We start from the raw sequence: 13158 nt of genomic DNA on the forward strand, positions 1-13158 counted from the left end.
GCGGCAGCACGGGCGCGACCAGCTCGGTGGCCGACCGGGCCGCCTGGCCGGCGGCCGCCGCGGCGGTGCGCACGATGAGGTCGGCCAGCTCGGCCGGGCGGTACCTGCGGTACGCGGACTCGTCGATGACCAGCCCGGTGAGTGAGCCCCGCGGTCCGACGGTCGCGGTGACCGCACCGTCCTCGCTGCTGGCCGACGCGCTCACCGACGCTAACGCCCGGTGCACGGCGGCCAGTTGCTCGCGGCTTCGCTGGTAGTCGGCGAGCAGCTCCTCGACCTGAGCTCGGTGGTCAACGGTCACGGCCACCTCCGCAGTGCACTTGAGCGCCGGGCTGTCGTTTGACGCCGCACACCCATCGCCGGTTCCCACCGGACCGGGTGATGTTAGCCGCCTTAACCGATGACTTTGCGCACCAACGCTCTGCGCACGCCCCGGCGCTCGACCACGGAGAAGCCGGCGGCCGTGAAGGTGGACAGGGTGCCGTGGTACAGCTCGGCGGAGGCCTTCTTCCGGCCGCCGGTGTCGACCGGGTAGCCCTCCACGACCCGGGCGCCGTGCTCGGCGGCGTACCGGACCGCCTCGTCGAGCAGCAGGCGGCTCACCCCGGACCTGCGCGCGCCGCGGTGGATGTAGAAGCAGGTGACCGACCAGACGCCGGACAGGTCCTCGTCGGGATCGACCGGTTTGGCCACAGTGGACCGTTCCAGCCGGCGGTACACCGGCCGGGGCGCGACGGCCACCCAGCCGACCGCGTCCTCGCCGTCCATCGCCAGCAGGCCGACCGGCTCGCCGCTGCCGGCCAGCTCGCGCAGCGCGGCGCGGTTGGGCTCGTACAGGCCGGTGCGAAACTCCGGACCGGGCAACCGGAAGAACATGCACCAGCAGCCGGCGTCGGCTCCCTTGGGCCCGAACAGCTTCTCCAGCGCCGGCCAGGTCTTCTCGGTCAACTCGAGCACGTGCACCGGCGTCACCCGCGCAGCGCCCGCACGACGCGGGACGGGCTGGGCCGCCCGAGCCGCTCGGCCATCCACGCGCTGGTGTCGGCCAGCGAGTCGAGGTCGACCCCGGTCTCCACGCCGAGCCCGTCGAGCATCCAGACCAGGTCCTCGGTGGCCAGGTTGCCGGTGGCCGACTCGGCGTACGGGCAGCCGCCGAGACCGCCCGCCGAGGAGTCCACAGTGGACACGCCGAGCCGGAGCGCGGTGAGCGTGTTGGCCAGCGCCTGGCCGTAGGTGTCGTGGAAGTGCACGGCGACCAGGTGCACCGGCAGCAGGTCGAGCACCCGCTCGACCTGTCCCGGTGTGGCGACGCCGATCGTGTCGCCGAGGGACAGCTGCGAGCAGCCCATGTCGAGCAGCCGCCGGCCCACCTCGGCCACCTGCTCCGGGTCGACCGGGCCCTCCCACGGGTCGCCGAAGCACATCGACACGTAGCCGCGGACGTCGAGGCCCTCGGCGCGGGCACGGGACACCACCGGGTCGAACATCGCGAACTGCTCGTCGAGGGTGCGGTTGAGGTTGCGGCTGGCGAACGTCTCGGTGGCGCTGGCGAAGATCGCGATGTGCCGGACCCCGGCGGCCAGCGCGCGGTCCAACCCGCGCTCGTTGGGCACGAGCACGGGGTAGCGGACGCCCGAGCGCCGCTTCAGCCCGGCGAGCAGCTCCTCGGCGTCGGCCAGCTGCGGAAGCCACTTGGGGTGCACGAAGCTGGTCGCCTCCAGCACGCCGAGCCCGGCGTCGGCCAGCCGGTCGAGGAACTCCAGCTTCACCGCGACCGGGACGATCGCCGATTCGTTCTGCAGCCCGTCGCGCGCACCGACCTCCCAGATCGTCACGCGTGCCGGCAACTCGCCGGGCGCCGGGAGGGGCGCCCGGACCGGCAGGCCGAGATCGCGAGCGGGCACGGACCTACCTGCGGCGGCGGTCACCCTGCGGCGGGCCCGGCTGGGTGTACGGCTCGGTGGGCTGCGGACCGCCCTGCACCGACCGGTAGTCGTCGAGCGGGTTGTCGTTGACCTCGCGGTAGATGTGCGAGTGCACCTTCTCCACGTTCGGGATGTCGTCGAACTCCAGCGGCTCCTGCGAGGACGACTCGATGATCAGCGTGCCGCAGCCGACGATCCGGTCGATCAGCCCGTGCTCGAACCGCACGCTGCTGATCCGGGACATCGGGATGTCGATGCCGGTGCGCTTGATCACGCCCTCGCGGGCCATGACCCGGTCGGTCGTGACGATGAAGTGCGTCGTGCGCCAGCGGACGAACGGCACGAGGAACAGCCAGACGATCAGGATGAGCCCGACCGCGCCGATCACGATGAGCCAGATGGTGTTCCAGGGCGACGCCGCGTCCCGGGCGAGGATGGCGAGCCAGACGCCGGCCGCCACCGTGACGATCAGGACGAGGTACGGCAGCAGCAGCATCTTCCAATGCGGATGCTTGTGGATGACGACCTGCTCGCCTTCGCTGAGCAGATCCTCGGGGTAGGCCACGGTGTTCCTCCCGACTAGCGACACCGCCGTTGACGCGGTAACCGTACAGCTCTCACCGCGCACGCAGGTGGACGACGTCCCCGGCGGACACCACGGACTCCGTCCCGTCCTCGGCCTTGATCACGAGCGCGCCGCCCGCGTCGACGTCCGCGGCCACCCCCGTCCGGTCGGTGCCATCCGGCAACTCGACCCGGACCCGCTGGCCAAGCGTGCCGCAGGCGTCCCGGTAGCCGGCAAGCACCCCGGACGCCTCCAGGTCCCCGCCCGCCTCCCGCCAGGCCGCCTCAAGCTGGGCGAACGCCGCCAGCACCGCGCCCGCGATCGTCGTCCGGTCGGTCGTCACGGCGCCGCACTCGGCAAGCGAGGTCGCCGGCAGACCGCCGGGTCCGGGCGGTATCTCCACCGGCGACCGCTCCACGTTCAGCCCGATGCCGACCACGACACCCGCTCCGCCAGGGACCGCCTCGGACAGCACGCCGGCGCACTTGGCCCGGTCCGGGCCGGCAAGCAGGTCGTTGGGCCACTTCAGCACGGCGTCCACGCCCGCGGCGTCCCGGGCCGCGCGGACCAGGGCGACCCCGGCGACGAGGGCCAGCCCGCCCAGCCGGGCCGCGGGCACCTCGGCCGGGCGCAGCAGCACGCTGAGGTACACGCCGGACGACGGCGGGGAGACCCACTCCCGGGACCGGCGACCCCGGCCGGCCGTCTGCTCCCCGGCGATCAGCACGCTGCGGTCGGGGGCGTCCCGCGCCGCGGCCGCGATCAGGTCGGCGTTCGTGGAACCCGTGCTTGGCACCACCTCCAGCGCCGCGTAGGGCCCGAACGGCGCCACCAGGGCGCGCTTCAGCTCATCGGTTCGCACGTCATGGGACACAGGAAATCACCGTAGTGGGATCTCCGAGAGATGGTGAACACTCCGGGGCCCGACCAGGATCGCCGCGCGATTAGGCTGCCTGCCCATGAGCAGCGCCACGCAACCGGTGGGGGAAGTGCCCGAGGAGTTCCCGGACATTCACACCACGGCGGGCAAGCTCGCCGACCTGTACCACCGCAACCACCACGCCGTGCACGCCGGCTCCGCCCGCGCGGTGGAGCGCCAGCACGCCAGGGGGAAGAAGACCGCGCGCGAGCGGATCGACATGCTGCTCGACCCCGGCTCGTTCATCGAGCTGGACGAGCTGGCCCGGCACCGCTCGACCAACTTCGGGCAGGAGAAGAACCGTCCGTACGGCGACGGGGTGGTCACCGGGTACGGCACCATCGACGGCCGCCCGGTGTGCGTGTTCAGCCAGGACGTCACCGTGTTCGGCGGCAGCCTCGGCGAGGTGTACGGCGAGAAGATCGTCAAGGTGATGGACCTGGCGATGAAGACCGGCCGGCCGATCATCGGCATCAACGAGGGCGGCGGCGCCCGGATCCAGGAGGGCGTGGTCTCGCTCGGCCTCTACGGCGAGATCTTCATGCGCAACGTCCGCAGCTCCGGTGTCGTACCGCAGATCTCTTTGATCATGGGCGCGAACGCCGGCGGGCACGTGTACTCGCCCGCGCTGACCGACTTCGTGGTGATGGTCGACCAGACCTCGCAGATGTTCATCACCGGGCCCGACGTGATCAAGACGGTGACCGGGGAGGACGTCGGGTTCGAGGAGCTGGGCGGCGCGCGCACGCACAACACCAGGTCCGGCAACGCGCACTACCTCGCCGCCGACGAGGAGGACGCGATCTCCTACGTCAAGGAGCTGATGTCCTTCCTGCCGTCCAACAACATGTCCGACCCGCCGGTGTTCGAGGGCTTCGAGGAGACCGGCGCGGTGGCCGACACGCTCACCGACACCGACCTCGAGCTGGACACGCTGATCCCGGACTCGCCGAACCAGCCGTACGACATGCACGAGGTCATCACCCGGGTGCTCGACGACGGCGAGTTCCTCGAGGTGCACGAGCTGTACGCGCCGAACATCGTGGTCGGCTTCGGCCGGGTGGAGGGCCACAGCGTCGGCGTCGTGGCCAACCAGCCGACCCAGTTCGCCGGCTGCCTCGACATCAACGCCAGCGAGAAGGCGGCCCGGTTCGTGCGCACCTGCGACGCGTTCAACGTGCCGGTGCTGACCTTCGTCGACGTGCCGGGCTTCCTGCCGGGCACCGATCAGGAATGGAACGGGATCATCCGGCGCGGCGCCAAGCTGATCTACGCCTACGCCGAGGCGACCGTCCCGAAGGTCACCGTGATCACCCGCAAGGCGTACGGCGGCGCGTACGACGTGATGGGCTCCAAGCATCTCGGCGCGGACATGAACGTGGCCTGGCCGACCGCGCAGATCGCGGTCATGGGGGCGCAGGGCGCGGCCAACATCGTGCACCGCAAGAAGCTGGCCAAGGCCGCGGAGGCCGGCGAGGACGTCGACGCGCTGCGGGCAAGGCTGCAGCAGGAGTACGAGGACGCGCTGTGCAACCCGTACGTGGCCGCCGAGCGGGGCTACGTCGACTCGGTGATCCCGCCGTCCTACACCCGGGGCTACGTGGCGCGGTCGCTGCGGCTGCTGCGGGACAAGAGGGAGACGCTACCGCCGAAGAAGCACGGCAACATCCCGCTGTAGGACACTGTGCGCATGGCAACCGAGCAGCGGCCGCTGCTGCGCGTGGTGCGCGGCACGCCGGACGACTACGAGCTGGCCGCGCTGACCGCGGTGGTCAGCGCGATCGCCGCGGCGGGTGGCGGATCGGCTCCGGAGCAGCGCCGGTCGCCCTGGTCGGATCCGCGGGCTACGCTGCGCCGTCCGATCAGTCACGGGCCGGGCGCGTGGAGGGCATCCGGTCTCCCTGGCTGACCGACCTGCTGAGGAGCCCTCGTGGTGCGCTCCGACCGGAACCCGTGGGTGGCGTTCGCCGCGCTGTGCGCGTGCTTCTTCATGATCATGCTCGACTCGACGATCGTCACCGTGACGATCCCGTCGATGCTGACCGGGCTGCGCGCCAACCTCAACGAGATCATCTGGGTGAACAGCGTCTACCTGCTGGCCAACACCGTTCCGCTGCTGCTGACCGGCCGGCTCGGGGACCGGTTCGGCCCTCGGCGGGTGCTGCTGGCCGGCCTGCTGATCTTCACCGGCGCCTCGCTGTGGTGCGGGCTGGCCGGGTCGCCCGGGACGCTGATCGCGGCGCGCGCGGTGCAGGGGCTGGGCGCGGCGGCCATGACCCCGCAGACGCTGGCGTTCATCAGCCGGCTGTTCCCGGCGGACCGGCGCCGCGGGCCGATCACGATCTGGGGCGCGGTGGCCGGCGTCGCGATCATCACCGGCCCGGTCCTCGGCGGGTTGCTGGTGCAGCGGCTGAGCTGGCGGTGGATCTTCCTGATCAACGTTCCGATCGGGCTGGCCGGCCTGGCGATCGCGCTGGCGTTCCTGCCGAACCGGCTGCCGCGCCAGCGCCCGCGGTTCGACGTGGCCGGCGCGCTGCTCGCCTCGGCCGGCCTGTTCGCGCTGGTCTTCGGCGTGCAGAACGGGCAGCACTACCACTGGGGCCCGGTGCTCGGCCCGATCGCGGTGTGGCACGTGATCGGGTTCGGCCTGCTGCTGCTCGCGCTGTTCGTCTGGCTGCAGCGGCGCCGGCAGCGCGCGGCGACCGAGCCGCTGCTACCGCTGCGCCTTTTCGCCGGCGTGTTCGGCAACGCCAACCTGACCCACGCCGCGCTCGGCTTCGCCACCACCGGCATGTTCCTGCCGCTGGTCATCTACCTGCAGACCGTGCTCGGCCTGACCGCGCTGCAGTCCAGCCTGCTCACCGCGCCGATGGCGGTGGCGGCCGGGCTGGCCGCGGCGCTGGCCGGGCGGCGCTGGGACCGGCTCGGCGCGATGCACTTCGTGATGTTCGGGCTGGGCACGCTCGCCGCGGCCACGATCGCGCTTGCCTGGCAGGCCGAGCCCACCACCGCCCCGCTCGCCCTCGTCCCCGGGCTCGTCGTGGCCGGGATCGGCATCGGCTGCGTCTACTCCCCGCTGACCAACGCGGCGATGTCGGCCGTGCCGGGTGAGCTGGTCGGCGCCGCGTCGGGCGTCTTCAACACCTCGCGCCAGGTCGGCGGCGTTCTCGGCAGCGCGGCCAGCGGGCTGCTGCTCCAGGTCGGCATCGCCGTTGCGGTCCCCGACGCCGCCCGCGAGCACGCCGAACGCCTGCCGCTGCAGTTCCGCGACCAGTTCGTCGACGAGATCACCAAGGCGGCCAACACCGCGAGCCAGTTCTCCGGCACCGGCCCCGCCGCGCCGCCCGACCTCCCACCCAACGTCGTCGAGTTCCTCCGCACCGTGGCCACCGACGCGTTCCACCTCGGCTTCACCAACGCCGCCAAGGCCACCCTGGTGCTCCCCGTCGTCGTGCTCATCCTCGGCATGATCGCCGCCGCCGGCCTGCGCGAGCCGACCCCAACACACGTCCAGCCCGAGTTGCACCCGGCGAGCGGCTAGGCTCGCCACCCGTGCGCCTGATCCTCGCCTCCGCGTCGCCCGCGTGGTTGGGCTGAGCAGAACCGAGAGACCTACGCCCGCCTGATCCTCACCTCCGCCTTCACGGCTGCGCGGGGGGCTTGCGGGTGAGGATTGTGCCGGCAATCTGAAGAGATAGCCGCGCTGCGCGCGCGGCGCGGTCATCACTTCACGGTCGGCGATCGGCGGGTTCAGCCGGGCCCGAGTTGCACCCGGCGAGCGGCTAGGCTCGCCACCCGTGCGCCTGATCCTCGCCTCCGCGTCGCCCGCGCGGCTGGCCGTGTTGCGGGCGGCCGGGGTGGAGCCGGTCGTTCGAGTGTCCGGAGTGGACGAAGACGCGCTCGCCGAGTCGCTCGGGGAGGTCCGGCCGGAGGAGTTGGTCGCCGGGCTGGCCGAGGCGAAGGCGCGGGCGGTGCTGCCGGAGGTGGCGGCCGACCATCCGGACTGCGTGATCGTCGGGTGCGACTCGATGCTGGCCATCGACGGCGAGGTGGTCGGCAAGCCGGGCACGGTTGAGCGGGCCCGCAAGCGCTGGGCGGCCATGTCGGGTGGGGCCGGGGTGCTGCTGACCGGGCACGCGGTGGTGCGGGTGAACGGCGGCCGCCCGGCCGGGACCGCGACCGGCACCGAGCGCACGACCGTCCGATTTGGACAGCCGAGCGAGCGGGAGCTGGAGGCGTACCTGGCCACCGGGGAGCCGCTCGGGGTGGCCGGGGCGTTCACCCTGGACGGCCTCGGCGGCTGGTTCGTCGACGGGATCGACGGCGACCCGTCCAGCGTGATCGGCATCAGCCTGCCGCTGACCCGGCGGCTGCTCGCCAGGGTCGGGGTGAGCGTGGTCGACGTCTGGGTCAGCCGGGACGGCCCCGGCACGGCGTGAGCTGGGACGCGGTGACGCGAACGGCCGGATAGCCCGGCAGCCGCTCAACGCCGGAGTAGGTCCTCGTGCACCCCAGGACGGTCCCGGTCAGCGCGAACACCTGCACGAAGGCGTCGTCGCAGCTTCCCGGCGCCGAACCGCAGTCGTGCTGCGCCGCGAGCACCTCCGGCTCGCCGTCGCCGTCGGCGTTGGCCAGCGCGAGGTAGCCGGCGTCGGACACGTACGGCCGCTCCAGCGCGCGCCACGCGTCCGAGCGCCCGACCACGACCTGGCCGGCCAGCCCGGCGCCGTGCCGGCCCTTGATCAGGCACGCCGAGGGGCCGCCGGCCAGGCACTGCAGCGAGTCCGTGGTGAGCGTCACGCCCATGTCGGTGATGGTGGCCTCGATCACCTGGCCCGAGTTCGGACCGCCGACGCGCAGCCGGCCGGACCCTCCCCCGTCGTCGACCACCAGATCGATGGCGGTGCCGCCGAGCGTGGTCGTGGCCAGCACCTGGCACTGACGCCCGACCCGGCAGCCGGACGGCCCGACGGCGCCCGTCGCGCCCGGCTTTGCGCTGGTCACGGTCGTGGTGGCGGACTGGGTGGCGCGCAGGCGGAGCACCGCGGCGCCGCCGAGCGCGCCGGCGGCGACCACCGCGGCGACCACCGCGGCCACGATCAACGAGCGCGGAACGCCACCCGCCATCTCGACCCCTCCCCGTGCCGGCAACACGCGATGCGCAAGTGTCGCCCGAGTTTGCCGTGATAGTGCATCAACCGGGAGTCCGTAAACTCCACCGGAGCGTGGTTTTCAGCCATGAGCAAGGAGGAAGGCGTGCGCAAGGTCCTCGTCGCCAACCGGGGAGAGATCGCCGTCCGGGTGATCCGGGCCTGCCGGGATGCCGGTCTGGCCAGTGTCGCGGTGTACGCCGATCCCGACCGGGACGCCGTGTTCGTCCGCCTGGCCGACGAGGCGTTCGCCCTCGGCGGCTCCACCGCAGCGGACAGCTACCTGTCCATCGACAAACTGCTCGGCGTCGCAAAGCGCTCCGGCGCCGACGCCGTCCACCCCGGCTACGGGTTCCTCTCCGAGAATGCGGACTTCGCCCAGGCGGTGATCGACGCCGGGCTCACCTGGATCGGGCCCGACCCGCAGGCGATCCGCGACCTCGGCGACAAGGTGACCGCCCGGCACATCGCGATGAAGGCCGGCGCGCCGCTGGTGCCCGGCACCCGCGAGCCGGTGGCCGGGTCGCACCAGGTGGTCGCGTTCGCCCGGGAGTACGGCCTGCCGGTCGCGATCAAGGCCGCTTTCGGGGGTGGCGGGCGCGGCCTGAAGGTGGCCAGGACGCTGGAGGAGATTCCCGAGCTGTACGACTCGGCGGTGCGCGAGGCGGTGGCCGCGTTCGGCCGCGGCGAGTGCTTCGTCGAGCGCTACCTCGACCAGCCGCGGCACGTCGAGGCGCAGGTGCTGGCCGACAAGCACGGCAACGTGATCGTGGTGGGCACCCGGGACTGCTCGCTGCAGCGGCGGCACCAGAAGCTGGTCGAGGAGGCGCCCGCGCCGTACCTGACCGACGAGCAGCGCGCGTCGATCCACAGCTCGGCCAAGGAGATCTGCCGCGAGGCCGGCTACTCGGGCGCCGGCACGGTGGAGTACCTGGTCGGCAAGGACGGCACGATCTCGTTCCTCGAGGTCAACACCCGGCTGCAGGTGGAGCACCCGGTGTCCGAGGAGACCACCGGGATCGACCTGGTGCTCGAGCAGTTCCGGATCGCGGCCGGGGAACCGTTGCGGCACACCGAGGATCCCACGCCGCGCGGCCACTCGATCGAGTTCCGGATCAACGGCGAGGACGCCGGCCGCAACTTCCTGCCGGCGCCCGGAACGGTCACCCGGTTCGTCGCGCCGGACGGCCCCGGCGTGCGGGTGGACGCCGGCGTCGAGTCCGGCACGGTCATCGGCGGCCAGTTCGACTCGTTGCTGGCCAAGGTGATCGTCACCGGCGAGGACCGCGCGGCGGCGCTGGCCAGGGCCCGCCGCGCGCTCGACGAGATGGTCGTCGAGGGCATGGCCACCGTGCTCCCGTTCCACCGCGCGGTCGTCCGCGACCCGGCGTTCATCGGCGACGACACCGGGTTCTCCGTGCACACCCGGTGGATCGAGACCGAGTTCGACAACACGATCCCCCCGTTCGCCGGGGCCGCCGAGGTGACCGAGCAGGAGCCGCGGCAGAGCGTCGTGGTGGAGGTCGGCGGCCGCCGCCTCGAGGTCTCGCTGCCGGCCAACCTCGCCGCCGCCACCGCAGGCGAGCAGGCGACCGCGAAGGCCGCTCCCCGCAAGCGAAGCGGCGGCAAGACCGTCGGCGCCTCCGGTGACGCGGTGACCGCCCCCATGCAGGGCACCATCGTCAAGATCGGCGTGGAGGACGGCCAGCAGGTCGAGACCGGCGAGCTGATCGTCGTCCTCGAGGCCATGAAGATGGAGAACCCGGTCACCGCGCACAAGTCCGGCACGATCACCGGCCTGGCCGTCGGCCAAGGCGAATCCGTCACGCAGGGCACGGTGCTTTGCGAGATCAAGGACTGATACGCCCACCCTCGCGAGTCGGCCGCCGGTGTCTGGACTGAGGAGCAGCGCAGGGAGCGAGCGACCGAGCAGCGCACGAGGGAAGACACCGGATCAAGGCCGCGAGCCGCCCGAGCGACGAACGAGCAAGGGCAATCCCACGCAGCCCGTACGATTTCTGGTGTGGAGATTGAGCCGTCGGACCTCCGGATCAGTGACGTCGAGCGGGAGGATGCGATCAGCAAGCTCGGCGAGCACCTGAGCGTCGGGCGGCTGGGCGTCGACGAGTACGGCGAGCGCACCGCGCAGGTGGCCGCCGCCAGGACCCGCGGGGAGCTGCTCGCCCTGTTCAGGGACCTGCCGGACCCGCGCCCGAGCTTCGGCCAGACGCTCGCCGCGTCCTCGAGCCTGGCCGGCGGCAAGCCGGCGAGCTGGGACGAGCGGCCGCTGGCGCAGCGGCTGTGGGCCGCGGCGGTGCCGCTGTCGGCGATCGTCGCGGTCATCCTGTTCTTCACGCTCTTCAAGGTCTGGTTCGTCTTCCTGCTGCCCGCGGCGGTGGCGGTGGTCGGCGGCGCCATCTGGGGTGAGGACTGGCGCCACGACCAGCACCGCTGGGACCACCGCCGGCGCCGTGAGCTGGGCCGGGGCGAGTAGCCGGCCCGTACGGAAATGTCGGTCCCCGGGACTAACGTTGGGCCGTGGAACCGGTCGAGATCAACTTGGGCCTCTACTATCTGCGGGCGTTGCGCGCCGACGAGCACATCGACGACCGGCCCGCGGTGCTCGAGGGGTTCGCCGACCCGGACACCCGGCGCTGGGTTCCCGGCTACCAGATCGACGATCTCGCCGACGCCGGCGCGTACATCGCCCGCCGGACGCGGGAATGGGCGCGGGACGTCCGCTACTCCTGGGCGGTCGCCGATCCGTTCACCGGCGAGCTGCTCGGCGAGGTCGGCCTCAAGGAGCTCGACCTGACCGCGGGCACGGCCGAGGCGGCGTGCTGGACCCATCCGGCCGGGCGCGGGCGCGGCATGGCGTCGCGCGCGCTGGCCGCCGCCTTGCGATTCGGTTTCGGTGCGGTCGGGCTGAAGTGCGTGGTGTACCGGCACTTCTCGAGCAACCTGGCGTCCGCGCGGGTGGCCGAGAAGTGCGGCTTCCTGGTGACCGACCAGGTCGAGCAAGCCGAGCTGGGGGACGGCACCGAAGAGCGAGTGGTGGTTCGGCTGCTCACCCGGGACTGAGCGGAAACATTGCGGTTTACGGAAATCTGGCCGAATCGTCGAATCCGAGCATCACTGCCGGATACAGTTGGCACACCATCGGTATCCGCGAGTACCCAGATCGGAGGACGGCGTGGGAGCAGGCAGTAACCAGGGCTCGGGTCAAGGACAGGGCCAGGGGAACGGCAACTCCTCGAACGTTCTGGTCGTCGAACCCGGAGCCGTGCCGGCGCTGCGCGACGCGTTCGCCGACGCCCTGGCCAAGGTGGACGAGCAGATCACGCTCGCGGACGCCGATCTCCGCGTCGCCAGGTGGGCCAACGACCCGGTGAGCACCGTGGCCACCACCGCCTTCAACGAACGCGCCGTCGACGCCGCCGAGTCCGCGCTCGGCATGCTGCGCGCCTACCGCCAGCAGCTGAGCACCGCCGTGGAGACCCTCGACCGCACCGCCGACCAGTACCAGGCGTCGGACGAGGACAACAGCGTCACGGTCGGCAAGCAGGAGGGAACGGGGGACTGATGCCCGAGCACGCGGACACCATCAGGTGGCAGGGGTTCAGCCACGAGGAGCTGTACAAGCTCCTGCACGAGGGCGCGGGCCCGGCCGCATCGGCCGGACCGTCCCGGCGCTGGGCCGCGATCGCCGCCACGCTCTCCGAGGTCGGGCAGGACCTGCGGGCGGCCATCGGGCAGACCGGCTCCGGCTGGACCGGGCGCGCCGCCGGCCGGGCGTACGACAGCCTGTCCGGTCTGGTGGACTGGGCCGGCCAGACCGGCGCCCAGGCCAGCGAGATGCGCAGGCTGGTCGAGGAGCAGGCCGAGTTCCTGGCCAGGGCGCGGGCCGAGATGCCGGTGCCGGACGGCGCGGCACCGGACGGCGCGACGCCGGCCGCCGCCGATCCCACCCTGGCGCCGGCCGCCCAGGTGATCGCCAGCCAGCAGGACAAGGAGCCGGTCGAGGCCGCCCGCGCGGCCGGCGCGCAGCTGGCGTCCGAGGTGATGGCCGCCTACGAGCGCGACACCACGGCGAACACCTCGGCGATGGCGTCGTTCTCCGCGCCGGCCGAGCTCGCCGGAGTCAGCGACGTGCAGCGCAACCAGCGGTCGGGCGTCCAGGTCACCACGCCGAGCGTGGCCGGCGCCCCGGTCCTGCCGCCACCGCAACGTGATCACGAGCCCGACCGCGGCCCGACGCGGCAGCCCGGCGGGTTCGGTGGCGGCGGCACCTGGGGCGCCGTGGCCGAGGTGGAGCCGTACCGCAGGCCGGTGCTCGAGCGGGGCTCGTTCACCGTCGCGGCACCCGTCAACGAGCCGATCATCGGGGCCACCCCGCTCGGGTCGTCCGGCGGCAACCAGGGCGCCAACCGCACCGGCAGCGGCCCGCGCGGCGGCCGCGGATCCGTGCCGTCCACCCCGGGGATCGGGGGAACGCCCGGCTTCGGCGGTGGCGGCGGCACCGTGCCCGGCGGCGGCCCGAACGTGTTCGACCCGCTCCAGTCCGCCGCTGCCGGCCAGGCGGTCGCGGCCACCGGGACG

At 72.6% G+C, this 13158-nt stretch carries 15 protein-coding genes; 9 read left to right on the top strand and 6 right to left on the bottom strand.

The window, feature by feature from the left end; genetic code table 11:
- The 5 genes from VGX25_RS35125 to VGX25_RS35145 form a co-directional block, all read right to left on the bottom strand.
- Positions 1-301: YbaB/EbfC family nucleoid-associated protein (locus VGX25_RS35125; RefSeq protein ID WP_326922302.1), on the bottom strand; the 301-nt coding region annotated here is incomplete at its 3' end.
- 92 nt (positions 302-393) lie between these two features.
- A complete protein-coding gene (locus VGX25_RS35130; protein WP_326922303.1) occupies positions 394-972 on the bottom strand; it encodes a GNAT family N-acetyltransferase in 579 nt (192 codons plus the stop codon).
- Entirely contained in the window at positions 969-1904 is a 936-nt protein-coding gene (locus VGX25_RS35135; RefSeq protein ID WP_326922304.1) for a hydroxymethylglutaryl-CoA lyase, read from the bottom strand. Before VGX25_RS35135 ends, VGX25_RS35130 begins: the two co-directional genes overlap by 4 nt.
- Before the next feature lie 4 nt (positions 1905-1908).
- Positions 1909-2490: a PH domain-containing protein gene (locus VGX25_RS35140; protein WP_326922305.1), complete on the bottom strand. Its 582-nt coding sequence runs from the start codon at positions 2488-2490 to the stop codon at positions 1909-1911.
- A gap of 52 nt (positions 2491-2542) precedes the next feature.
- Positions 2543-3364: a biotin--[acetyl-CoA-carboxylase] ligase gene (locus tag VGX25_RS35145; RefSeq protein ID WP_326922306.1), complete on the bottom strand. Its 822-nt coding sequence runs from the start codon at positions 3362-3364 to the stop codon at positions 2543-2545.
- Positions 3365-3449: 85 nt separating this feature from the next.
- On the opposite strand from VGX25_RS35145, the gene VGX25_RS35150 reads away from it, so the two are divergent.
- The 4 genes from VGX25_RS35150 (at position 3450) to VGX25_RS35165 (ending at position 7848) form a co-directional block, all read left to right on the top strand.
- Positions 3450-5087 (top strand): acyl-CoA carboxylase subunit beta, encoded by a 1638-nt coding sequence (locus VGX25_RS35150; RefSeq protein WP_326922307.1) that lies wholly within the window; start codon positions 3450-3452, stop codon positions 5085-5087.
- 12 nt (positions 5088-5099) lie between these two features.
- Entirely contained in the window at positions 5100-5318 is a 219-nt protein-coding gene (locus VGX25_RS35155) for an acyl-CoA carboxylase subunit epsilon (RefSeq protein WP_326922308.1), read from the top strand.
- A 21-nt stretch (positions 5319-5339) separates the two neighbouring features.
- Entirely contained in the window at positions 5340-6950 is a 1611-nt protein-coding gene (locus VGX25_RS35160; protein ID WP_326922309.1) for a DHA2 family efflux MFS transporter permease subunit, read from the top strand.
- Between the two features lie 256 nt (positions 6951-7206).
- Positions 7207-7848 carry a Maf family protein gene (locus VGX25_RS35165; RefSeq protein WP_326922310.1) on the top strand — a complete coding sequence of 214 codons (642 nt, stop codon included), beginning with the start codon at positions 7207-7209 and terminating at the stop codon, positions 7846-7848.
- Here VGX25_RS35165 and VGX25_RS35170 read toward each other — a convergent pair.
- On the bottom strand, positions 7820-8536 hold the full coding sequence (locus VGX25_RS35170; RefSeq protein WP_326922311.1) for a hypothetical protein: 717 nt from the start codon (positions 8534-8536) through the stop codon (positions 7820-7822). The genes VGX25_RS35165 and VGX25_RS35170 overlap by 29 nt on opposite strands.
- Positions 8537-8647: 111 nt before the next feature.
- Here VGX25_RS35170 and VGX25_RS35175 point away from each other — a divergent pair, with 111 nt between their 5' ends.
- The 5 genes from VGX25_RS35175 to VGX25_RS35195 form a co-directional block, all read left to right on the top strand.
- On the top strand, positions 8648-10420 hold the full coding sequence (locus VGX25_RS35175) for an acetyl/propionyl/methylcrotonyl-CoA carboxylase subunit alpha (RefSeq protein WP_326922312.1): 1773 nt from the start codon (positions 8648-8650) through the stop codon (positions 10418-10420).
- Positions 10421-10582: 162 nt separating this feature from the next.
- Positions 10583-11053, top strand: a complete 471-nt coding sequence (locus VGX25_RS35180; protein WP_326922313.1) for a DUF1707 domain-containing protein — start codon at positions 10583-10585, stop codon at positions 11051-11053.
- 44 nt (positions 11054-11097) lie between these two features.
- Positions 11098-11640 carry a GNAT family N-acetyltransferase gene (locus VGX25_RS35185; RefSeq protein WP_326922314.1) on the top strand — a complete coding sequence of 181 codons (543 nt, stop codon included), beginning with the start codon at positions 11098-11100 and terminating at the stop codon, positions 11638-11640.
- Between the two features lie 112 nt (positions 11641-11752).
- Positions 11753-12142 carry a transcriptional regulator gene (locus VGX25_RS35190; protein WP_326922315.1) on the top strand — a complete coding sequence of 130 codons (390 nt, stop codon included), beginning with the start codon at positions 11753-11755 and terminating at the stop codon, positions 12140-12142.
- Positions 12142-13158, top strand: a 1017-nt coding sequence (locus tag VGX25_RS35195) for a PPE domain-containing protein (protein WP_326922316.1), incomplete at its 3' end; no start/stop codon positions are given. The genes VGX25_RS35190 and VGX25_RS35195, both read left to right, overlap by 1 nt.

The organism is Actinophytocola sp. (assembly GCF_035942955.1).
GTDB lineage: Bacteria > Actinomycetota > Actinomycetes > Mycobacteriales > Pseudonocardiaceae > DASYTH01.